This is a genomic window from Exiguobacterium sp. s78, assembly GCF_018618985.1.
Lineage (GTDB): Bacteria > Bacillota > Bacilli > Exiguobacteriales > Exiguobacteriaceae > Exiguobacterium_A > Exiguobacterium_A abrahamii.
Genome location: NZ_JACSNB010000001.1, coordinates 442,069 through 464,931, shown reverse-complemented (window position 1 = coordinate 464,931; position 22,863 = coordinate 442,069). Strand labels below are relative to the sequence as shown.

The 22,863-nt window shown below is 48.7% G+C and carries 23 protein-coding genes and 1 riboswitch; of the genes, 1 reads left to right on the top strand and 22 read right to left on the bottom strand.

Annotated features, from left to right (window positions below; all coding sequences use genetic code 11):
- Window position 1: 1 nt before the first annotated feature.
- From sufD to KNQ18_RS02215, 17 genes are all read right to left on the bottom strand, one after another.
- Complete coding sequence (gene sufD / locus KNQ18_RS02295; RefSeq protein WP_047393415.1) at window positions 2–1,279, bottom strand: Fe-S cluster assembly protein SufD; 1,278 nt, start codon at window positions 1,277–1,279, stop codon at window positions 2–4.
- A gap of 18 nt (window positions 1,280–1,297) precedes the next feature.
- Complete coding sequence (gene sufC / locus KNQ18_RS02290) at window positions 1,298–2,083, bottom strand: Fe-S cluster assembly ATPase SufC (protein WP_023469158.1); 786 nt, start codon at window positions 2,081–2,083, stop codon at window positions 1,298–1,300.
- Between the two features lie 133 nt (window positions 2,084–2,216).
- On the bottom strand, window positions 2,217–3,467 hold the full coding sequence (locus KNQ18_RS02285) for an MDR family MFS transporter (protein ID WP_133207658.1): 1,251 nt from the start codon (window positions 3,465–3,467) through the stop codon (window positions 2,217–2,219).
- Window positions 3,468–3,546: 79 nt separating this feature from the next.
- Complete coding sequence (locus tag KNQ18_RS02280; protein ID WP_133207659.1) at window positions 3,547–4,383, bottom strand: MetQ/NlpA family ABC transporter substrate-binding protein; 837 nt, start codon at window positions 4,381–4,383, stop codon at window positions 3,547–3,549.
- Window positions 4,384–4,415: 32 nt separating this feature from the next.
- The gene (locus KNQ18_RS02275) at window positions 4,416–5,081 is read right to left on the bottom strand and encodes a methionine ABC transporter permease (RefSeq protein WP_023469161.1); all 666 of its coding nucleotides are present in this window, start codon (window positions 5,079–5,081) and stop codon (window positions 4,416–4,418) included.
- A complete protein-coding gene (locus tag KNQ18_RS02270; protein ID WP_023469162.1) occupies window positions 5,078–6,100 on the bottom strand; it encodes a methionine ABC transporter ATP-binding protein in 1,023 nt (340 codons plus the stop codon). Before KNQ18_RS02270 ends, KNQ18_RS02275 begins: the two co-directional genes overlap by 4 nt.
- 78 nt (window positions 6,101–6,178) lie before the next feature.
- Window positions 6,179–6,283, bottom strand: a riboswitch (SAM riboswitch).
- Between the two features lie 57 nt (window positions 6,284–6,340).
- Window positions 6,341–7,507: a bifunctional cystathionine gamma-lyase/homocysteine desulfhydrase gene (locus tag KNQ18_RS02265; protein ID WP_023469163.1), complete on the bottom strand. Its 1,167-nt coding sequence runs from the start codon at window positions 7,505–7,507 to the stop codon at window positions 6,341–6,343.
- Window positions 7,500–8,423, bottom strand: a complete 924-nt coding sequence (locus KNQ18_RS02260) for a PLP-dependent cysteine synthase family protein (RefSeq protein WP_149428156.1) — start codon at window positions 8,421–8,423, stop codon at window positions 7,500–7,502. The genes KNQ18_RS02265 and KNQ18_RS02260 overlap by 8 nt, the downstream gene beginning before the upstream one ends.
- On the bottom strand, window positions 8,420–8,884 hold the full coding sequence (locus KNQ18_RS02255; RefSeq protein ID WP_023469165.1) for an S-ribosylhomocysteine lyase: 465 nt from the start codon (window positions 8,882–8,884) through the stop codon (window positions 8,420–8,422). Before KNQ18_RS02255 ends, KNQ18_RS02260 begins: the two co-directional genes overlap by 4 nt.
- A gap of 3 nt (window positions 8,885–8,887) precedes the next feature.
- A complete protein-coding gene (locus tag KNQ18_RS02250; protein ID WP_023469166.1) occupies window positions 8,888–9,526 on the bottom strand; it encodes a class I SAM-dependent methyltransferase in 639 nt (212 codons plus the stop codon).
- Between the two features lie 538 nt (window positions 9,527–10,064).
- Window positions 10,065–10,346 carry a thioredoxin family protein gene (locus tag KNQ18_RS02245; RefSeq protein WP_215083742.1) on the bottom strand — a complete coding sequence of 94 codons (282 nt, stop codon included), beginning with the start codon at window positions 10,344–10,346 and terminating at the stop codon, window positions 10,065–10,067.
- 98 nt (window positions 10,347–10,444) lie between these two features.
- Complete coding sequence (gcvH, locus tag KNQ18_RS02240) at window positions 10,445–10,828, bottom strand: glycine cleavage system protein GcvH (protein WP_029342437.1); 384 nt, start codon at window positions 10,826–10,828, stop codon at window positions 10,445–10,447.
- Between the two features lie 64 nt (window positions 10,829–10,892).
- Window positions 10,893–11,255 carry an arsenate reductase family protein gene (locus KNQ18_RS02235; RefSeq protein WP_215083740.1) on the bottom strand — a complete coding sequence of 121 codons (363 nt, stop codon included), beginning with the start codon at window positions 11,253–11,255 and terminating at the stop codon, window positions 10,893–10,895.
- 34 nt (window positions 11,256–11,289) lie between these two features.
- Window positions 11,290–11,742, bottom strand: coding sequence for a DinB family protein (locus KNQ18_RS02230; protein WP_023469170.1), 453 nt, complete (start codon window positions 11,740–11,742; stop codon window positions 11,290–11,292).
- Between the two features lie 75 nt (window positions 11,743–11,817).
- Entirely contained in the window at window positions 11,818–13,602 is a 1,785-nt protein-coding gene (locus KNQ18_RS02225; RefSeq protein ID WP_023469171.1) for an acyl-CoA dehydrogenase family protein, read from the bottom strand.
- Window positions 13,599–14,789, bottom strand: a complete 1,191-nt coding sequence (locus KNQ18_RS02220) for an acetyl-CoA C-acetyltransferase (RefSeq protein WP_055968856.1) — start codon at window positions 14,787–14,789, stop codon at window positions 13,599–13,601. The genes KNQ18_RS02225 and KNQ18_RS02220 overlap by 4 nt, the downstream gene beginning before the upstream one ends.
- A 17-nt stretch (window positions 14,790–14,806) precedes the next feature.
- Complete coding sequence (locus tag KNQ18_RS02215; protein WP_215083738.1) at window positions 14,807–17,224, bottom strand: 3-hydroxyacyl-CoA dehydrogenase/enoyl-CoA hydratase family protein; 2,418 nt, start codon at window positions 17,222–17,224, stop codon at window positions 14,807–14,809.
- Window positions 17,225–17,407: 183 nt separating this feature from the next.
- Between KNQ18_RS02215 and KNQ18_RS02210 the strand changes: the two genes are divergently transcribed.
- Window positions 17,408–18,055 carry a class I SAM-dependent methyltransferase gene (locus KNQ18_RS02210; protein WP_215083736.1) on the top strand — a complete coding sequence of 216 codons (648 nt, stop codon included), beginning with the start codon at window positions 17,408–17,410 and terminating at the stop codon, window positions 18,053–18,055.
- Window positions 18,056–18,676: 621 nt separating this feature from the next.
- Here the strand turns inward: KNQ18_RS02210 and KNQ18_RS02205 are convergent.
- The 5 genes from KNQ18_RS02205 to trhA all read right to left on the bottom strand — a co-directional run bounded on the left by KNQ18_RS02205 (window position 18,677) and on the right by trhA (window position 22,652).
- Window positions 18,677–19,357, bottom strand: coding sequence for a hypothetical protein (locus tag KNQ18_RS02205; RefSeq protein ID WP_215083734.1), 681 nt, complete (start codon window positions 19,355–19,357; stop codon window positions 18,677–18,679).
- Between the two features lie 84 nt (window positions 19,358–19,441).
- Window positions 19,442–20,260, bottom strand: a complete 819-nt coding sequence (locus KNQ18_RS02200) for a DUF2785 domain-containing protein (RefSeq protein ID WP_215083732.1) — start codon at window positions 20,258–20,260, stop codon at window positions 19,442–19,444.
- A 59-nt stretch (window positions 20,261–20,319) separates the two neighbouring features.
- Window positions 20,320–21,237: a proline dehydrogenase family protein gene (locus KNQ18_RS02195; RefSeq protein ID WP_064299442.1), complete on the bottom strand. Its 918-nt coding sequence runs from the start codon at window positions 21,235–21,237 to the stop codon at window positions 20,320–20,322.
- A gap of 84 nt (window positions 21,238–21,321) precedes the next feature.
- Complete coding sequence (locus KNQ18_RS02190) at window positions 21,322–21,996, bottom strand: TVP38/TMEM64 family protein (RefSeq protein WP_215083730.1); 675 nt, start codon at window positions 21,994–21,996, stop codon at window positions 21,322–21,324.
- Window positions 21,993–22,652 carry a PAQR family membrane homeostasis protein TrhA gene (gene trhA, locus KNQ18_RS02185; protein WP_035396436.1) on the bottom strand — a complete coding sequence of 220 codons (660 nt, stop codon included), beginning with the start codon at window positions 22,650–22,652 and terminating at the stop codon, window positions 21,993–21,995. Before trhA ends, KNQ18_RS02190 begins: the two co-directional genes overlap by 4 nt.
- Window positions 22,653–22,863 lie beyond the last annotated feature (211 nt).

Genomic DNA, 22,863 nt, shown 5'->3' with positions numbered 1-22,863 from the left:
ATTAGTTTACTTTCCCTTCGATGACTTGAACGAGACGTTCTTTCACCGAGTCAATCGCAAGTTCCGAGACGACTGGCTGGAGGAATCCGTGAACGACGAGGCGTTCTGCTTCCTTCCGTGAAAGGCCACGGCTCATCAAGTAGTAGAGTTGTAGTTCATCGACACGACCGACAGATGCCGCGTGTCCTGCCATGACGTCATCCTCATCGATCAAGAGGATCGGGTTCGCATCACCACGTGCCTTTTCAGACAACATGAGGACACGTTCCGTTTGAACGCCGTTTGATTTCGAAGCGCCGTGATGGATCATCGACGTTCCGTTGAAGATCGATGTTGCTGAATCTTTCTGGACACCGTGGATCAAGATGAAACCTTCTGATCCTTTACCGAAGTGGTCCGTCCGGACGTTGAAGTTTTGTTTTTGCTCTCCACGACCGACCGTAACGGCTTTCGTATCTGAGAACGAATCGTTTCCAACGAGGTGTGTTTTTGTTTCTGTGACCGTGTGACCGTCATTCATGTGACCGAGTGCCCATTCAAGCTTCGCGCCTTGTTTGACGACACCACGACGGTTCATATACGTGATGGCACCTTTCGATAGCGTATCGACACCACCGAAGAGAACTTTTGCGTTGTCTTCAACGAAGACTTCTGTGACGACGTTAACGTTATGCGCTTCGTCACCGTAAGAGACGAAGTTTTCGATATACGTCAATTCGCTGTCCGCATCTGCGACGATGATTGCGTGATGGTAAAGCGCTGCGCCTGATTGCTCAAGCGTGTAGATCGCTTGCATTGGTACAGAAAGCTTGACGCCTTTTGGTACATAAAGGAATGTACCACCGTTGCGAAGTGCTGCGTTTAATGCCGCAAGACGATCTTCGTTGACTTGAACGCCTTCCGTCATGAAGTACTTCTCGACGAGTTCCGGGTGTTGTTTTAATGCGTCTTCGAGCGTCGTGAAGATGACGCCGTTCGCCGCTTCACTGTTTTGCGCGTGAACGAGTTGTCCGTTGCGCGTAACGAGCATGTGATCACGGTTTTCGCCGATCAATGCTTCGATATCTGAAGAAAGACCAGTGACGGTTTCAAGTTCCGTCGTACCTTCTGTAAAGTTCCAGCCTTCGATCTTGATTTTTTCTACTTTTGGCAATGCGAGCGTTGGGGCAAGATCAAGCGCGTCTTGACGCTTTGCGACCATCCAAGATGGTTCCCCTAAGCGAGTCGCACGTTCTGCCACTGCCTCGCGATTTACTGCAAGATTCAGTTCTACAGTCATCATGCTTCCTCCCTCGTCTTACGCTTTTGTTTCGATTTCGACGTCTTCGATGCCGAGTTCTTTTTTAACCCAGTCATAACCTTCTGCTTCGAGACGGTGTGCGAGTTCTTTACCACCAGACATGACGATTTTTCCGCCCATCATGATGTGGATGAAGTCTGGCTCGATATAGTTCAAGAGACGTTGGTAGTGCGTGATGATCAAGCAGCCAAATTCAGGTGAACGCATTTCGTTGACACCTTTTGCGACGACTTTCAGTGCATCGATATCAAGACCTGAATCGATTTCATCAAGAATCGCGATCGCTGGTTTAAGCATCATCATCTGAAGAATTTCGTTACGTTTCTTTTCTCCACCTGAGAAACCTTCGTTGAGGTAGCGGTGTGCCATTTCTGAAGGCATCTCGAGAAGACCCATTTGTGAATCAAGCTCACGGATGAACTTCATGAGTGAGATTTCATCGCCTTCTTCACGACGCGAGTTGATCGCTGAACGAAGGAAGTCTGAGTTCGTGACACCACTGATTTCGCTTGGGTACTGCATTGCGAGGAACATACCCGCTTGTGCGCGCTCATCGACTTCCATGTCGAGGACGTCTTCGCCGTCGAGTGTGACTGAACCAGATGTCACTTCGTACGATGGGTGACCCATCAATGCTGATGCGAGTGTTGATTTACCTGTCCCGTTTGGTCCCATGACCGCGTGGATTTCCCCGCCTTTGATTTCCAAGTTGACGCCTTTCAAGATTTCCTTGCCGTCGATCGCGACGTGTAGATCTTCAATCTTCAAGTGTGAAGCCTTCATGTTAGAATCCCTCCATCTATTCATTTCGTGACTGACGATTCAGAACACGAGCGTTACTAATTTAGTATCATTCTAATCTTAAAGAAACATCGCGTATTATTCAAGCGTCATCGCTCGCTGATTTTTCTCAAAATCATGCGTTTTGTTGAGAATCATTCGAAAGTTTCACTGGTTCCTCCAGTTCCTCGATCGTCGAAGTCCGATGAATCCGTTGTGACAGTAGGAGCAGTGGTATTCCGAATAATGTCAAGCCCGCTAAAATCCCGAAAATCGGTAACGGACGGTCCGCTCCATATAAACTTAACAAATGTCCTCCGGCGATCGGACCGATTGATTGTCCGATCGACGTCAAGCCCATCGCCCCGAAATAACTGCCCCGTAATTCTGGTTTTGCGAAGCGATCGGTCAAGATGTCAGTCATCGTGAACATCATGACTTCCCCGCACGTGAAGATGATCATCGCGACGACCATCAACCAAATCGAACTTACGTTTCCGATGATGAACAAACCAACAGCGACGGTCGCAATCCCGGTCGTGATCGAGACGAGCGGCGACGTCTTGACGCCGAACTTCATGATCGGATACTGCACGATCAAGACGGTGATCGCATTGATCGTGATCAAGATCGCATAGAGTGTCTTCCCGCCCTCAAGGAGTGACGTCTCCGTCAAAAACTGAGGCAAGGTCGAATTGAACTGGCTGTAGCCGAAGACCCCGAAGATGATGCCGGCGAGTGCCAGCGTAAAGGCGATATCCGTCCGCAACAGACGAACCGTCGCTCCGAACGAGACCTTTTTGCCACCATGCGTCTCGGTGATCGGATGGCGTTTGAATAAGATACCAATCATCACCCCGTACACGATATAGACGAACGCGGTGATGTAAAACGTCGCGGACGTGTTCCCCGCACTCAGCAGCAAGGCGATTCCCGGCCCGATCGCTGCTGCGATGTTGATCATCGCGTAACGGATATTGAAGACGAACAATCGGTTCGCTTCGTCCGTCGTATCACTGATCAAGGCACGGGCGGATGGTTCAAAAATCGAACGACAGACCCCGTTCAAGGCACTGAGCGTAAAGAATGCCCAGAATGTCTCGACTTGTGCCAGCGCAATGAAGACGATCGCGAATCCGATCGTTCCGGCAAGCATCATCGCCCGGCGACCATACCGGTCCGACAAGGTGCCGCCGATGAAACTCATGACGAGACTGGCGATCGCCGAGATACTGAGTACCCAGCCAACATCGACCGGATCAAATTTCAGGACGGTCGTCATGTAGATGGCGAAGAACGGCATCGTGATGAATGTTCCGAGACGTGAGAAAAACGTCCCGAACAAGACCCCCAGTGTCAACGGATGCAGTTGACGTATGCGTTGCATATGATTCCCCCTAACCCCTGTTTCAGACAAATGAAAAGCATCCTTCCATTATATAGGAAGGATGCCGGCTTCGGTGAACTTATTTGCTGACTGGAACGACAGCACCTTTGTACTTGTCGAGGATCCAATCTTGGTTTTTCTTTTCGTGCAGAACGTCAAGAAGTGCTGTGACACGCTTGTCTTTTTCATCGCCATCACGTGTAACGATGATGTTGACGTATGGTGAAGACTCATCTTCTGATGCAATTGCGTCTTTCAATGGGTTCAGACCGTTATCGATCGCATAGTTCGTGTTGATGAGGACGGCGTCGCCTTCATTGTTTTTGTAAGCTTGCGGAAGAAGTGATGCTTCGATGTTCGTTTTGAACTTGAGTTTCTTCGGGTTCTCCGCGATATCACCGAGTTGTGCATCTGTCGTTTTACCGTCTTTGAGTTTGATCAACCCTTCATTTTGAAGGAACGTCAAGACACGACCGCGTTCCGCGACGTTTGAGCTCGTCAGGATCGTTGCACCGTTTGGCAACTTATCGAGTGACTTGTATTTCTTCGAGTAGATACCGAGTGGTTCAACGTGGACGCCACCTGCGTTCGCGAACTTATACGATTTGTTTTCTTTCTCTTGTTGCTCGAGATACGGTACGTGCTGGAAGTAGTTCGCATCGATTTCTTTTGAAGCGAGCGCTTTATTCGGAAGTACGTAATCTTGGAACTTCTGGATTTCAAGTTTGTAACCTTTTGCTTCGTATTCTTTTTTAACGTGCTCAAGAATCTCAGCGTGCGGTACGTTCGAAGCACCAACGACAAGTGTCTTGTCGTCGTTGCTATCTGATCCTGATGATTTTTCGCCACATGCAGCAAGACTAATAGCTAAGACGGATACAGCAGCAGTACCTACGAATTTTTTCCAAGTTTTCATGAATGATTCCTCCAATATGATTAAGTTTCGAATTAACGTTTATCGATCGCGCGGATCAGCAAGTCACCAATGATTTGGATGACGAAGACGATCGCTAAGATTAAGAGTGTCGCAATGACGATGACATCGTTTTGAGAACGCTGGAATCCTTCGATGAAGGCCATGTCCCCAAGTCCACCTCCGCCGACTACTCCGGCCATTGCCGTATAACCGACAAGTGAAACGAGCGTAACCGTGATTCCCGAAACGATGGCAGGCAATGCTTCCGGGATTAAGACTTTATAGATGATCTGGAACTTCGTCGCGCCCATCGATTCGGCTGCCTCGATGACACCTTTATCGACTTCGCGTAACGCGAGTTCAACCATCCGACCGTAAAATGGTGCAGCACCGAAAATCAGTGCCGGTAATGCTGCCGTTGGTCCGAGGAACGAACCGACGATTGCTGTCGTAAATGGAATCAATAAGATCAGTAAGATGATGAACGGAATCGAACGGAAGACGTTGACGACCAAACTCAACACTGAATAGAACGCCCGATTCTTGAACAATAACTCTTCGTTTGTCGCATACAATAGTAAACCAATGATCAAACCGAGGACGAATGTCGAAACACCAGCGATTGCCGTCATATAGACGGTACTGCCTGTCGCTTCCCACACCATGTCCCAATCTAGATTGTCAAAGAATGAAATCATCGGTGATCCACCTCCACTTCAACATCACTGGCTTGAAGCTTCGTGATGACCGCTTGTGTTGCTTCTGTTTCCCCGATCAACTGAATGAACAGTGTACCGAGTGCCCCTTCCTGCGATTGACCGACGTTTCCGCCGATGATATTGAACAGGACCGGTGAATCCTTCATGACTTCCGCGAGGATCGGGCTTTCCGCTGTCGATCCGACGAACGTCAACTGAACGATTTTTCCGGTTGGGTACCGTTCGCGTAGTTTCGCGAACGTTAACTCGTTCTCCGACGGCGACGTCAATTGTTTGACGAATTCCTTCGTCATCGCTTGCTTCGGATGACGGAAGACTTCTGCGACCGGTCCTTGCTCGACGATTTTACCGGCTTCCATGACGGCGACCCGGTGACAGATTTTTTGAATGACGTGCATCTCGTGTGTGATCAAGACGATCGTCAGTTTCAGTTTTTCATTGATGTCGACGAGTAACTCAAGGATTGAGTCCGTCGTCTTCGGATCGAGTGCACTTGTTGCCTCGTCACATAAGAGAACGTCCGGGTTCGATGCCAGTGCCCGAGCGATACCGACACGTTGTTTTTGACCACCGGATAATTGTGACGGATAGGCTTTTTCGCGTCCGTCCAAACCAACGAGTTGGATCAGTTCCGCTACCCGTTCCTTGCGGTGTGCTTTCGGGAAGCCACCGAGCTCGAGTGGGAACATGATGTTCTCTTCAACCGTCCGTGACCATAGTAAGTTGAAGTGTTGGAAGACCATCGAGACATTCTTGCGGACGCCTCGTAATTCCTTAGGTTTTAGTGATGTCATTTCAACACCATCGATTTGGATCGAACCACTCGTTGGTGCTTCGAGCATATTCAGTAATCGGATCAGGGTGGATTTCCCTGCTCCGGAATAACCGATTATTCCAAAAATTTCACCGCGCTCGATTGTCAGATCGACATTCGCGACGGCTTCGACCGCTCCGCGCTTTGAGCGATAAATCTTTCCTACGTCTTGTAAACGAATCACAACTGTCCCTCCTAAAATAAAAAAAGTGCGCGCGTTTTAGAGCAAACGCGCGCACTTTTCAGTACACAAAACCATTTGCTCTCATCTCCCAGACTTTTGTCTGCTGGAATTAGCACCACTTCGGATTAGATCCGCGGTTGCCGGGTTTCATCGGGCCAGTCCCTCCACCACTCTCGATAAGAGTTTCGGTATTAAGTTTGTAGAATATATTCTGAATATTAGCAGGGGTTATTTTTGTTGTCAAACAGTTTTTTCAGAAACTTTTTCGAGGAACGTGAAAGCACGTGTTAAGTCTTCTTTCAAATCTTCCGCATCCTCAAGTCCAACTGAAATCCGAACGAGACCGTCCGTGATACCGAGTTCTGCCCGACGTTCTGCTGGGATCGACGCGTGCGTCATCCGTGCCGGAACGGAAATCAGACTCTCGACGGCACCAAGACTTTCAGCAAGTGTGAAGAAGTGTGTCGCCTCGACGAGTTTTTCTGCGTTCGCTGCTGAACCAACATCAAAGCTGATCATCCCACCAAATCCAGTCGCTTGTTTCGCTTGGATGTCGTGACCAGGATGCGATGCAAGTCCTGGATAGAAGATGTTTGAGACAATATCTTGCGCTTGTAGGAACGCAACGAGATCATGTGCTGTCTCTTCGATCGCATCCATTCGGATACCGAGTGTACGAAGACCACGGACGAGCAAGAAGCTGTCTTGCGGTCCAAGCACGCCGCCTGTCGAGTTTTGGATGAAGTGCAGCTCTTCGCCGAGCGCATCATCTTTGACGACGACAAGTCCAGCGACGACGTCCGAATGTCCGCCGATGTATTTCGTCGCACTGTGCAAGACGATGTCTGCACCAAGTGCGAGTGGTTGTTGATGATAAGGCGTCGCGAACGTGTTGTCGACGACAAGTTTAAGATCGTGACGTTTGGCGATCGTTGCGATTGCTTCAATGTCCGTTACTTTCAACAACGGGTTCGTCGGTGTTTCGACGTAAACGATCTTAGTGTTGTCTTGGATCGCTGCTTCCGTTGCCGCAAGGTCCGTCGTATCGACGAATGTCACTTGGATATTGAACTTCGGTAAGACGCGTTGCATCAAGCGGAACGTACCACCGTAGACGTCATCCGTCATGACGATGTGGTCGCCAGACTCAAGCAAGTGGAAGACGGCATGGATCGCTGCCATCCCAGAACCGAACGCAAAACCACGTGCGCCGCCTTCAAGATCCGCAATCAATCGTTCGATGCTCGTCCGTGTCGGGTTCGCTGTCCGTGAGTATTCGTATCCGTCCTTAAGTTGACCGATTTTATCCTGCTTGTATGTGCTTGTTTGATAGATCGGAGGTGTGACGGCTCCTGTTGCCCGGTCGACACCTGTTCCTCCATGAATCAATGCTGTCTTCTTACGCATGAGTTTCGTCCACCTTTTCAAAGATTTGTTGGCTTAAATAGCGTTCGGCACTGTCAGCGAAGACGGTGACGATCGTACTGCCGGGGTGACGCTTCGCGATATCAAGCGCAGCAACGAGCGCTGCACCTGCTGAACTACCAACGAGTAATCCTTCGCGAGCAGCGAGTGTATGAACCGCGTCAAATGCATCGCGGTCAGAAATCGTATGAATCTCATCAACGAGTTCACGCGGAACGAGACTTGGCCATTTCGCTGTACCGATACCTTCTGTCTTATGCGGACCGGCTGGACCACCGTTTAAGACGGAGCCTTCCGGTTCAACGATTGCTGCTTTTGTACCGAGACGTTGTTTTAAGAAGTCCGCTGTTCCGGCGAACGTACCACCTGAACCACAACCGGCAACGAACCAGTCGATATGCGGTAAGTCCGCAATCAGCTCAGGACCGAGTGTCCGCTGATACGTGACTGGGTTCTCTTCGTTTTCGAATTGTAACGGAACGTAACTGTTCGGAATTTCCTGACCGAGTTCTTTAGCCCGGTCGATAGCCCCTTGCATATCGAGTTCAGTCGGCGTGTTGACGACGGTTGCGCCGAGTGCCCGCATCAACGTCTGCTTTTCCTGACTGAATTTTTCCGGAACGACACAGATGACTTTGAGATCGTATTTCTTAGCGGCGAGCGCCAAGCCGATGCCGGTATTCCCAGCTGTCGGCTCGATGATCGTACCGCCTGGTGTCACATGTCCGTTTTCGATTGCTGCATCAACGAGTTGAATGCCAAGGCGGTCTTTGACGCTGCCCCCAGGGTTCATCCATTCGAGCTTCGCCAAAATGCGCGTACCAGCAGGCAAATCGAATGAAGTGATCTCGTAGAGTGGTGTGTTTCCGACGAGGTCGCGGACGTTGTTCGCGATCATCCGAAGACGATGTCCCATTCATCACGACCGGCAAGCATTTTCTCGGCATAGTGCTTCGCTCCTTTGAGGTCATGTGCGCTCGCAAATCCACATTGGACTTCGTTTTGCGCTGGAATCTCTTCTGCTGCGAGGACGTCTTTCAACGTCTTCTCAACGAGTTCGCTCATTTTTTCGACCGAGTCGAAGTTCATCATCGCCATGTAGAAACCTGTTTGGCATCCCATCGGCGAGACATCGATGACATCATCCGAGTAGTTACGGATGTTTTCAGCAAGTAAGTGCTCGAGTGTGTGCATCGCACGCATCGGCATTTGCTCAACGTTTGGTTGTGTGAAACGGATATCGTATTTGACGACTTGGTCAACTTTACCTTCTTTATATCCTGCGACGCGGATGTAAGGTGCTTTGACTTTCGTATGATCCAGGTTAAAGCTTTCGACGTTCATTTTTTGAAGTGCCATGATTTATTCCCCCATTTTCTCGGCTTCTACGAGCCAGACGAAGTGATTGTATTGTATAAATTTAACAGTGAATCCCCGTGCTGTAAACAATTCTTCCATGACTGGAATCAACGGGTAGAATTCGCGTTCGAGATCTTCCGCTAACGCGTCGAACCCTTGAGCACGTGCTTCACGAATCGTTTGCAGGCGTGCCTCTTCTGAGACGAACATCGTATCCGCGTAGACGATTTTTCCGTCTGCCGGTAAATGTGATGCCATCAGTTCGATCGCTTCTCCCTTTTCCTCATCTGTTAGATGATGAAACGCATACGTCGAAACAAAACTGCGTGCTTCCTTCGCTTCGAACGAGAGGAAGTGACCGTCTTGTACATCAAGTGACGGAATCTTTTCCGTCAGGATTGCCCGCATCTCCGGACTTGGTTCGACGGCGAGTACGGCGTCGTGACGTGCCAGAAGACGTTGTGTCAGGTTCCCTGTGCCTGCTCCGAATTCAATGACCGGCGACTGCGCTTTATCCGCTACTGTATCCAAAATCTCATCGTATCGACGAAAAACCTCTTTATACTCCGGATCGTGTCCGGTTACTGTCTCGTCATACGTCGATGCCCATTCTGTGAAAACATCCATAAAACGTACTGTCATGCCTTGTCGTCCTCCATCTCACCAGTTAATTCCGAGTAATCGGATATGAATTAAAGTAATTTTCCTTATTCGCATTGTAGCAAGGAGATTCTATCCTGGCAAGCGACCGGCTCAAAAAACTTCCAGAAAACAAAAAAAGGCGTTGCCGGCGAACCGACAACACGAATAATGTGGTTAGAAATGCTACGAAGGAAAACCCAGCTCCATTCGGAATTGTTCGCTCTTCCGCGTGGAGGACGGCGCCTGTTCGACATGATTGCCAGCTTACGTTCACTTCCTGATCGGTCCTTTCGATCCACCACCCGTTCATTGCACCGCTTCGTCTTTGGGGGACGACTTAAGGGGAAACAATACACCGGCTTAGGATGGGAGAAAGGGTTCAGGACTTGAATCGTATTGAACAATCATCTCTGCTAGACTTCCTATAATGCATTTCTAGAAGTTGTTATGAATATACCATTCATATTTCTGCGTTGTCAACGGATTATTGTAAATATTCCGACAATTTAACAAAAAGAAAAATCCAATTGGACTTTTCTTACCGTTCTTGACAGAAAGCAAAGACGTTTTGAACGGACTGGAAGGCATAAAGTCGCTCTACGACTTGATTTTCTTCAATTCGCAACAACGCAGGAACACTCATGACACGGGCTTCTTCTAAGAAATCCGGAATGAAATTCCCGTTCGCCTTCTGAATCAATTGACCTGATTCCGTCGCTTCGACGATATCGAGCATACGCTCCGCGATGGCGCATGTCCCGCACATCGGTGCATAGACATACAATAGCCCGTTTTCCGGGACGGTCGTGACCTCTTGCATGACGGTCGCTCCTTTCTTCGTGGTATCTGTCGTCAGTATACAAAAAAAAGAGAGCGGACGAAACGCAAGCGCCTCGTTCACTCTCTTTTCGTTAAGTATTACTCGTTGATCATCGATTTGTACGCCGCAGCGTCCATCAATGCCTCGACTTGTGAAGCATCTTCGATTTCGATGTCAACCATCCAAGCACCTTCGAATGGTGACTCGTTGACGAGTTCTGGGGAATCCGAAAGGTTTTCGTTGATGGCAACGACTTTACCAGAGATCGGTGCGTATAACTCCGAGACTGTCTTGACCGACTCGACTGAACCGAATGGCTCGTTTGCTGAGATCGTATCTCCGACTTCAGGCAATTCGACGAAGACGATATCCCCGAGTTCGTGTTGCGCGAAATCCGTGATTCCGATGCGCGCCTTGTTTCCTGATACTTCGACCCATTCATGTTCTTCCGAATAGCGTAAGTTGTCTTTTACTTGACTCATTTCCGATTCCCCCTGTGGACTAATTTGGACTAACGTGTTCAGTATACCAAAATCGACTCTGAACTTAATACCATTTTCCTTGATACATTTCTTCCTTGAAGCCGATCGTGACGTCTTTCCCGTCTGTGACGATCGGACGCTTCAACAACATGCCGTCACTTGCGAGTAACTTGTATTGCTCGTCTTCTGATAACTCTGGAAGTTTGTACTTGATCCCTTGCGAACGGTATGATTGACCGCTCGTGTTGAAGAATTTCTTCAGTGGCTCTCCACTCTTTTGATGAAGTTCCTGAATCGTCGTTGCAGATGGTGTCTCCTCGACGATATGTTTGTAATCCACTTCGACACCGTGCTGTTCGAGTGCTTTTTTTGCTTTGACGCACGTACTACATTTCGGATAGCCGTACATCGTGACTGTTTTTGTCATGTTCCTCACCTCACCTTCAAGAGTAGCAGATGGATCACTTCTGCTTCAAGCGTGCGAGCGCCCCGTCAATCTGATCTTGGTGATGCGCGTCATGGGCAACGAACGACTCGACGAAGGCTTGCGGTCGAAAATCCTCATAGGTTGCTTCAAACTGCTCGTCAGACAAACGATCGAGGTGATTGACGATGTCACGCCGGACGCTGATCGCTTTTTTCAACAAAGCAAGCGGATCGATATGATGCGCATATTCGACCGCCAGTCGATTGAACTGATCAAAATCCGTCTCGACGAGCGTCAACGGTTCATCCGGTAACTTCGAGATGGCATGATCGTAATAAAACCGGTCCCATAAATACAGATGACTGACGCACTCAAGGACGGTCCACTTATTAAGCGCAAGCGGCAGATCCCATTCTTCCGGCGACAAACGTTCAAGGGATTGATAGTAGGCAATCGCAAATTGCAGTTCAACCAATTCTTGGCGCATCTCGTTTTCCTCCTCCAACCAAAAACTTCGCCTTTACAGAGATTTTCCCTGCAAAGGCGAAGCGGTAAACCTGACTTAGACCGTATATTTGTTTGACTCGATGAGACGTTTTGCGATGTCGCGTTTCGTACCGATGACGTTGATTGGCTGGTAACGGCTGAATTTTTTCAGCGCCGAGAGCAACATCCGGAGTTCGTCGCCGCTTGCTGCCGCGTAGAGTGTCTCTTTCGCGTCACGCTCGACAGCTTCGAACGCTTGTTGTGCGAAGACTTCCGTGTAACGGACTTTCAGTTCGCTCTTCTCGATTCCTTTGTCGGCAATCGCTTTGTCCGTCCGGACGATTGCTGACTCCAGCGCATAGATCGCACTCATGATGTCGGCTGTATTCGCTAAAATCTCTTGCTCGCCTTGGAGTTTGTCCTGGTATTTCTGGACCGCTGTTCCGGCAGTCAACAAGAAGATCTTCTTCATCATCGCGAGTAAGTGGCGTTCGCGATCAAGTGGTGCTGTTCCGATTTCTGTCGGCATGAAGCTCATCACTTCTTGTTGCAGACGCTGTGCTTCCGCAAGCAAAGGCAACTCACCTTTCATCGCTTTCTTCAGCAACGTTCCTGGAACGAGAAGACGGTTGATCTCGTTCGTTCCTTCGAAGATCCGGTTGATCCGTGAATCACGGTACATGTTCTCGACTTCATATTCTGCCATGAAGCCGTAACCACCATGGATCTGAACCGCTTCATCAATGACATAATCAAATGTTTCCGAAGCGAAGACTTTGTTCATCGAGCACTCGATCGCGTACTCAGCGATTGCATCGGCGATTTTCTTACCGTCCTTGCTCTCTTCTTCTGACAACTGATCAAGACTATCCTGGAACAGACCACCCGTCCGGTAGACCGAACTTTCCATCGCATACGTCTGTGCTGCCATCGTTGCGAGTTTTTCTTGAATCAATGGGAACGAGCTGATTGGTGTCTTGAACTGTTTCCGTTCGTTCGAGTACTGGACTGCGAGATCGATCGCCCGTTTTGACGAACCGACAGCACCGACAGCTAATTTGTAACGACCGACGTTCAAGATGTTGAAGGCGATGACGTGACCGCGTCCGATCTCACCGAGGACGTTATCGACTGGTACTTCTGCATCTTGTAAGATCAACGTCCGTGTTGATGATCCTTTGATTCCCATCTTTTGTTCCTCGACGCCTGTCGAGACGCCTGGATACGATCCTTCGACGAGGAAGGCTGTGAACTTGTCACCGTCGATCTTCGCGTAGACAACGAACAAGCTTGCGAAACCAGCGTTCGTAATCCATTGTTTTTCACCGTTCAAGATGTAGTGCGTACCAGCTTCGTTCAAGACAGCCGTCGTTTTAGCACCAAGAGCATCCGAACCAGAGCCTGGTTCCGTTAACGCGTACGAAGCGATCCACTCCCCTGAAGCGAGCTTCGGCAAGTATTTATGCTTTTGCTCTTCGTTTCCGAAGAAGACGATTGGCAACGAACCGATTCCGACGTGTGCGCCGTAGCTGAGGGCGAATGAACGACCGCGCGCGAACTTCTCCGTGATGATCGAAGACGAAATCTTATCCATCTGATAGCCGCCGTATGCTTCCGGAACGTCTGCACCGAGTAGACCAAGCTCGCCTGCTTCACGGAGGAGACCGACTGATAATTCGAACTCGTGTTTTTCGATTCGGTCAAGGACAGGAACGACACGATCTTCGACGAACTTCGCTGTCATGTCACCGACCATTTTGTGTTCTTCCGAGAAATCCTCTGGTGTGAAGAGACGTTCTGGTGCTAACTCATCTAATACGAAACTGCCACCTTTGATTAATTCGTTTGTCGTTTGGCTCATTGTCCTGTTCCTCCTTCAACTAGTTCGAATACGCCTGCTGCGCCCATTCCGCCACCGATACACATAGAGACGACACCATACTGGACATTCCGACGTTTCATTTCATGCAAGAGCGTCAATGTGAGTTTTGTTCCTGTACAACCGAGTGGGTGACCAAGGGCGATCGCTCCACCGTTGACGTTGACGATGTCTTCGTTTAATCCAAGCTCGCGGATGACACCGAGTGACTGCGATGCGAACGCTTCGTTCAACTCGATCAATCCGACGTCTTCAAGCGTGATGCCTGCGAGGTCCAGTGCCTTTGGAATCGCAACGACTGGTCCGATTCCCATCACTTCCGGACGGACACCACCGACCGCAAACGACTTGAACTTTCCGAGAATCGGTAACCCTTGGCGTTCTGCTTCTTCCCGTTCCATGACGAGGACAGCAGCCGCACCGTCTGACGTCTGCGAAGAGTTCCCTGCTGTGACGCTACCGCCGAGGCGGAACGCTGGACGAAGTTTCGCAAGACCTTCCGGTGACGAATCCGGACGAACGCCTTCATCGTGTTCGACGATGAATGTCTTCTCTTCGATTTTCAGTTCATCATTGACGAATTGTTCCGTCACCGTTACCGGGACGATTTCGTCAGCAAACTTACCAGCTGCGATGGCTGCCGCTGCTTTTTGGTGACTCTTCAAGGCAAACGCATCTTGATCTTCCCGTGAGACATTGTAGGTCGCAGCGACTTGCTCCGCTGTATGCCCCATGCTCATGTAGTATTCCGGTGCCGTGTCGACAATCGACGGATTAGGTCGGACGACGTGACCCGGCATCGGGACTTGGCTCATCGATTCAAGTCCACCAGCGACGACCGCAGTTGCTTGCCCCGTCATGATCTTCATTGCCGCGTCAGCGATCGATTGTAATCCACTTGAGCAATACCGGTTGATCGTGATCGCCGGTACCTCATGGGATAATCCACCGAGGACTGAAGCATAGCGAGCGATGTTCATCCCCTGCTCTGCTTCCGGTAAGGCACATCCGAGAATGACGTCATCGACCGCTCCCGTGTAGCCGGACCGTTTCAACGTTTCCTGGATGGCGATGCCTGCTAATTCATCCGAGCGCATCGATTTGAATGCGCCCTTTTTTGCTTTTCCGACCGGTGTCCGTGCACCGGCGACGATTACTGCTTCCTTCATCCGAATCCCCCCAGTCCTCAGTTACGAAGCGGCTTGCCTTTGACGAGCATGTGCTGCATCCGTTGTTGTGTCTTCATCTCACCGATCAGGCTCAAGAATGCTTCCCGTTCGATGTCGAGCATATATTGTTCATCGACGTGGCTACCGAAGGCGACGTTTCCGCCGGCGATGACGTGTGCCAGTTTACTAGCGATTTTCAAATCGTGTTCCGAGATATAGCCGCCGTAGAACATTTCGCGTGTCGCGAGTTCAAGCGTCGCTTTCCCAGCACGACCGACGACTGGAATCTTCGCTTTCGCTGGTGCCGTGTAGCCGGTCCGGTCCAGTTCAAGGACGAGTTGTTTCGCATCATACGTCAAGTGATCCCGGTTCATCGAGATCTGATCAACGGAGCGGACATATCCGAGTTCACGTGCTTCAAAGGCTGATTTTGAGACTTTTGCCATCGCGACGTTTTCGAATGTTTTTTGTGCTGCCTTCTCGATATTAACGAGTCCGTTCGGTGTGTTTTCTAACAGTCGACGGTACGTATTGACATTTCCGCCGCCTCCTGGAATCAGACCGACACCGACTTCGACGAGACCCATATACGTTTCAAGACCGGCTTGCAGGCGAGCTGCTGGAAGCGAGATTTCTGTACCGCCACCAAGCGTCATCCCTTGTGGAGCAGCGACGATCGGACGTGATGCGTAACGAATCTTTTGAATCGATTGTTGGAACTTGTTGATGATCCAGTCGAGTTCGAACCAGTTCTCATCTTCCGCTTCCATCAGCATCATCGCTAGGTTCGCACCGACACAGAAGTTCTTGCCATCGTTCGCGATGACGAGACCACGGTGGTTTTTCTCAACGAGATCGACTGACTGTTCGATCATCTGCATGATGTCGACACCGATTGCATTGCTCTTCGATGTGAACTCAAGGACTGCGACATCGTCGCCGATATCAAGCAAGCGTGCCCCGTTGTTCTCAAGGAGAACACCGTTTGACTTCCGGACATCGCGGAGACGGATTTCCTTCGGATTGACTGTTGCTCCGACGTAGTCTTGTGTCGTTGCGTCATAATGACGACCGGACGCATCATAGAAACTTGTTTTTCCTGCTGCGAGCATCTCATCGACCCATGCCGGTACCGCGTAACCGTCTTGTTTCATCTTCGCGACCGTCTTCTCGACACCGAGTGCGTCCCATGTCTCGAACGGTCCCATCTTCCAGCCGAAGCCCCATTTCATTGCTTCGTCGATCGCTTTGATGTCGCCTGCGATCTCACCAGTCAGCTGAGCCGAGTAGAGCAATGTTTTCGCGTGGATCGGCCAGAGTAAGGCACCGACACGATCTTGTGCGAAGACGACGGCTTTCAGTTTGTTTTTTGCGCCCGGAAGTGCTTTAGCTTGTCCGATTGATGGTTCAGTAAGCGCTTTCTTTTCGACGTACTCGAATGTCTCGAGGTCAAGTTCAAGGATCTGTTTTCCGACTTTCTTATAGAAGCCTTGACCCGTCTTCGCACCGAGTGCTCCTTGTTCGACAAGGCGACGCATTTCAGCCGGAACCGCGAACGTCTCCTTCTCTTCGCCTTCTGGCAACAAGTCATAGACGTTGTTTGCGACATGGACGAATGTGTCGATGCCGACGACGTCAAGTGTCCGGAACGTCGCTGACCCTGGGCGACCAAGAAGTGGACCTGTGACCGAATCGACCTCCCCGATTGAATAGCCACCTTTTTTCATCTCATCCATCGTCACGAGGAGACCGTATGTCCCGATTCGGTTACCGATGAAGTTCGGTGTATCCTTCGCAATGACGACACCTTTCCCAAGTCGTTCCTCTGCGAATTGTTTCATGAAGTCAACGACACTCGGATCCGTGTCTGACGTTGGAATCAACTCAAGTAACTTCAGATAACGTGGTGGGTTAAAGAAGTGTGTCCCGAGGAAACGACGGTTAAATGATTCCGAACGCCCTTCACGCATCGCTTCAATCGAAATGCCTGATGTGTTCGAGCTGACGATTGCGTCTTCCCGAATGAACGGTTCGATCGTTTTAAACAATTGCTGTTTGACATCGAGTCGTTCGACGACGACTTCAACGATCCAGTCTGCTTCTTTCAGACGTTCTAAGTCGTCTTCTAAGTTTCCGATCTCGATGAAATCGATCAATTTCTTAGACGCGAGTGGTGCTGGATTTTGTTTCAAGAGTTTTTCGCGGTTATCGCGCGCGATGCGGGAACGGACGCGCGGATCACTCAGCGTCAAGCCCTGCTTCTCTTCTTGTGCCGTAAGTTCTTTTGGTACGATATCAAGCATCAATGTCCGTATGCCAGCATTCGCAAGATGTGCCGCGATGCCTGCACCCATCACCCCTGAACCGATGATGACGGCGAATTGGATGTGTTTCGTCAACTGGATTGTGGTCGGCTGACCGATTTGACTCGCCATGATATACCCCCTGATTTTAAATTGAATGAACAACCATTCATTATACTGACAAAAAAAGAAGCCAATCGGTTTTCGTTTGCTTCTTCTACATCTTCATCATAAATGAATAATGATTCAGTAGCAATAAAAAATCAGCCAATGGACAAATTTTCCTGTTAGACTGATAAAAAGGAGTGGTTGAAAATGAGTCAAACCGAGCATGTATGGAATCAAAAAGCCGCTGACTGGGCGGATCGTGCTGACGATATGTGGACGAACGGCAGCCGAAAAACCGTTTTGCCGTTCTTACGAAAAACGATCACCGGTGGTCGTTTGCTTGATCTCGGTTGCGGTGATGGTGCAGCCTGTCGCTTACTGACACCGGACTTTCAGACAGTCGGACTTGATGTCTCAGATGAGATGATCCGGATCGCCCGTGAGAAGTCACCCGAGCAGACGTTCATCGTTGGAACGGGTGAAGCATTGCCGTTCGCTGATCATGCGTTTGATGTCGTCCTCGCTGTCAACTCACTCGAATGGTCGACACGTCCCGTTCAAGTGCTGCAAGAAATCGAACGCGTCGCCCCGCTTGTCGTCATCAGTCTACTCGGTCCGACAGCCGCACCACGGCAACTTGCTTACCGTCGTCTCTACGGTGAGGAAGTTGCGATGGGGAATACGATGATGCCGTGGGAACTGCTGCAACTAGCGAAAGAACGGGGCTGGACGTTACTCGATGAAGCGGTCATCCAAAAAGAAGGAGCCGTCATGACGGGGCACCGGTTACTTGATCAAGCACATGCTTTCTCGTGTTTGTTTGCTTTTCAGACGACGACTGTGAGGGAGAGATAACTATTTCATATACAACCTTTTATACATTTATTTTGATTGCGTTAGGTATCAATCTCTTATTTTATATCGATTCACTTGATGTTTTAGAACGATGGCAATACTTTTTATTGTATATGGTTTTTCTAATGGGTATACCTGAACTCGGAAGACGCATTTTTCGACGCTATCAAGAAAAACGATTCCACCCGCAGACCTCTATCTTTCTTGTCATTCTAGTATTTGCAGGCATTCTGTTTTTAGGAAATATCATTTTGCCGTAATGATCGATGAAACTCCATCATAAATAACCTCACTGTCTTCTCACCCGCTTTCCTCAGGCGAGACACAAGCCAGTCTTCCTCATCCCTCGGATGACGAATCCGGGTCTTGTTTGTCTCTGACAGCGCGAGGTGAAACATCGCGCTTTTTCCTGTAGGAGTCGGGTGAAGACATGTGAGGTAGCCTAAATGTAATAAACGGTCTCTCACTAGAAGTTAAGAGACCGTTTTTGGTTGATTTCAGTCAATTTGAGACTGCAAGTCACATTGTCTTCATCACACCGGTAACGGTAATGATAAGTGTGAATCAAGATCGTCTACTTACTAAAATTCGTTTAGTACTTTAAGAAGTACTTTTACAGATTCAATCCTCCAAGTCATATTTCAAACGAGAAAAAGAACGGCTTATCTTAAAATCGAAATCAATAAGAGTAGTTACATCATAACTCTTTTGACGATAGATCTCTTTCATGAGTTGCAAGAAAATATAGCGACACGTATATAAATCATCTCCAGTGTCTTCCCTCATCGAAGCATAATCAATTTCTTCACCTAGCGAATCATAAACAATCGTTTCAAACTCTAAATTTGTATGCCACATAAAATCTAAAAATCCTTGTAGAACTGCTTTTTTATACATATCTAGTGGAAAAGTAGCCAAGATTTGATTTTTATAATAAAACTCTACTATTTTTTTTTGATAGAAAAATCGAATGATAAAGTTAGAAGAAATTTCATCACTCTCATATTGTAAAGACCAGTTTGATTTTTCAATGTCATATAGTTCACTTGTCGATACACTTTTTATTAAAGAGTGCCAAAACATGTATAGCTCACTTACATGTGCGTCAAAGGGAAGTGGTTCACCATCCATGCAAAAAACAACTTTTCCAGAAGGATATCCGTCAGCTCGGCCAAATGCATAATTAAATACATCGGTGTCTTTTAAATCGGTCATCTTTATGAACCCTGGGTATTCTTGATTAATATCTAGTTCTTTTTTTTCAGGAGGAATTTTAATGAAACTCTTAACTTCCAAATGCATAATAAAATAGTCCTTTCGTTTATGAGGATACTTCCTACCTGAGGAAAGCGAAGATGCTAGGGACGTCCAATATACTCTATGTCTTTATCCTCCATGCGTTCGCTGATGTACCTGTCGCAACCACTCTTCAATTAAGACGAGATCCGATTGTTCTTCCCATTTCAGTCGGAAATAGAGTGTCTGCAGCATCTGTTTGACGTTACGATACGTCGTCCACTCCGCATCTCCCCACGTCACGTCACTCTCAAGCCACTCCTTAATATTATGTTCGATTCGTTGTAATAGGACATCTTCCGACAGTCCATGGCGACAAGCTTGCAACCATGCCGTCACCATCCGGTCCGCTTCTTCATCGACATAGAGATAATCGGACCGCGTCAACTGACGAATCATCGCATCAATCGCTCCGAGTTCCTCCTGTGGACGACTGGCTGGGTGCGTAAACCAAACTGCATAGACATCTGCGATATGTGCCATGCTGTGTGCCCACCCCATTCCGTCAATGAATCCACGGACATCCTTTTCTTGCTCCAAATAGGTTTGTAAGTAAGTGGACAGCCGATCCAACTGACTTTGCGTCAATAAGTATCGGGTTTTGTCCATCACTAACAATTCAGCGAGTGCTAATGCTGAAAATGATCGCGTCAGAACAGCTGTTGTGTCCGCTGTTCCCATTCTATACATCAACCCATGCCCGCTTAAAATAAAATCGAAAATTCGATTGGTTTCTTCTATCGTAAAGGACTCTGATGCGATATAGGTCGCTAACTGCGGATAGATCAATCCATCTCGTAATTCAGAATCCGTCGAACCGATATGTAGAAGTAACTCATCGAGTAATCCAGGCGTTACACTCGAGTCTTGTTGTAGCAGTTCCTTTAACTCTTGTTCTGTTCTCACCATTCCGTCCTCTCCTCCCTGAATCAAAAAAAGACGATGCAGCATTGCATCGCCTTCTCTTCTTATCCTTTGACCATTCCTTTGAGAACGAAGGCAACGTTTGCCGGTCGTTCTGCTAAGCGGCGCATGAAGTAACCGTACCAGTCACGTCCATAAGGAACGTAGACACGGACTTTATAGCCTTGTTTGACGAGTTCGAGTTGACGCTCGACCCGGATGCCGAATAACATCTGGAATTCGAACTGGTCTTTTTCGATCCCATTTTCTTTAGCGTGACGGATGACTTGCTCGATCATCGCATCGTCATGCGTTGCGACGGCAGCATAGTTTCCGAGTGATAATTGTAACTTCACGAGCTTGATGTAGTTGTGGTCGACATCTTCTTTCTCTGGGAACGCAACCGTTGCCGGCTCTTTGTATGCCCCTTTGACGATTCGGAGATTCGTCTCGAAGCGTCCGACACGTTTGATGTCATCTTCCGACCGGTAGAGGTATGACTGGATGACTGTTCCGATGTTATCGAAAGATTGGCGCAATTCTTCAAACAATTGAATCGTCTTTTCACAACGTGGCTCATCTTCCATATCAATCGTGACGAAGACACCGAGTTCTTTCGCCCGCGTTAAGATCCGTTCCATGTTCGAGCGGATCAATTCGTCCGAGATATCGAGTCCGAGTGATGTCAGTTTCAACGAGAGTTGCGAGTCTAATTTTTCTTCCGCAATCATCTCAACCGCACGAATACATTCTTGTGTCATCATCTCTGCTTCCGCTACCGTCGAGATGAACTCCCCTAAATGGTCCATCGTGACGCATAACCCTTTTGCGTTCAATTCCTGGATCGCCCGTTTCGATGCTTCCAATGAATCCCCTGCCACGAAGCGACTTGCTCCGAATTTAAGCCCGTATCGCTTGGCGAGACCGTTCAATGTCTTGTTTTGCGATAAGAAGATAAAACCATCCCGTAGTACTTTTTCCATCACTCATGATTCCCCCTAAATAAATGCTAGGCTGTTTTACCGTATCGGTTCACATCTCTGCACTCATATTATGCCATAAAGCGCTTACATACGCTCTTTATTTCGTTTATTTTTGAGAATCCGTTGAGCAACAAGTCCTACGGCAAAGAATAGGACATATAGTCCGATCGCAACGAAAAATTGCCAGGAGAACGGATCGCGAAGGCTTGAGCCGATATTGTTGTAAACGAACGCACCGGGAATGATCCCGAGATAGTTGGCGATAGCGAACTGTTTAAAGCGGATTTTCGATAGACCCGACGCGTAGCTGATCGCGTCAAACGGAAACAGCGGAATCAACCGGACGATTAAGACGACGAGAAAGCCATTCGTTGCGATCCGGTCGTCAAGCACGTTCAGCTTCCCTTTCCCGATCAACTTCTCAACCCCACGGCGACCGAGCAACCGGGCAATCCAAAAGCTGAGCAATCCGCCGGTACCAGCACCAATGACGTCGAGTAATGTCCCGAGCCACGGACCGTACGTATAGCCGCCAAAGACGGTCAAAAGACTCGCCGGGAAAAAGACGAGTGGTCGGACGGTATAAGCGAGCACATAGAGCAACATCCCTGTCAGACCTTGATCCCGTACCCAATCCGATAATGCTTGAATGTCGAATTGCTCCAACATTCCCGACATCCGGAAATACAGGAGCAATCCAAGTCCAAACATAAAATACAGCGTGATCGGGAGCCAGTCCCGGAGCCGTAGTTTCTTCATGACATCGTCGCCGGAGCAACGTAATAGAAAATCGACAGGAAGATCAACACACTACCAGCAAGGACGAACAGATGCCAAATCGCGTGATTATACGGCAAGCGTGCCCAGACGTAAAAGATGACGCCGAGGGAGTACGCAAGTCCACCACCGAGGAGCAGTAAGAATCCTTGTAACCCGAGTGCTTCATAGATCGGCTTGATCGCAAACAGACAACACCAGCCGAGGATCAAATAAGACGCATTCGAGATCCAGACATATTTACCGGTCGAATAGAGTTTCCAGATGATGCCGAGCGTTCCGACACCCCAGACGATTCCGAGCAATGTCCAGCCGAGCGGACCACGGAGCGTGATCAAGGCGAACGGTGTATAACTACCAGCAATCAAGAGATAGATGCCAGCATGATCTAAAATTTGTAGAACCTTGTTTGCTTTCGTATGCATCAGCGAATGCATCAAGGTCGAGAACAGATAAAGGAGAATCATCGTTGCCCCGAAGATACTGACAGCAGTGACGTTCCAAGCGCTGCCGGATTTCGTCGCCTGCAGAATCAACATCACGAGCGCGACGATACTGAAAATGACACCCAATCCGTGTGTAATGGCACTGGCGATCTCCTCTTTCAAGGAGTCACCTTTCGCGAGTAGCTCTTCGATCGTTTCTTTCGATTGTTGCTTGATCGTTTGCTTAAGTTCTTTTTTGGTAACCAACCGAACACCTACTTTCTAATGACACAAGACTAACACTTTGATTATACGCTCTGAAGCGACAGCGTGCCTATCGAAAGATTCTGTCGATTTGATGACAACCGTCATCTGTTTGTCTTTTCCCGCTTATACAAAAATCCACACCGCCTAGGCGATGTGG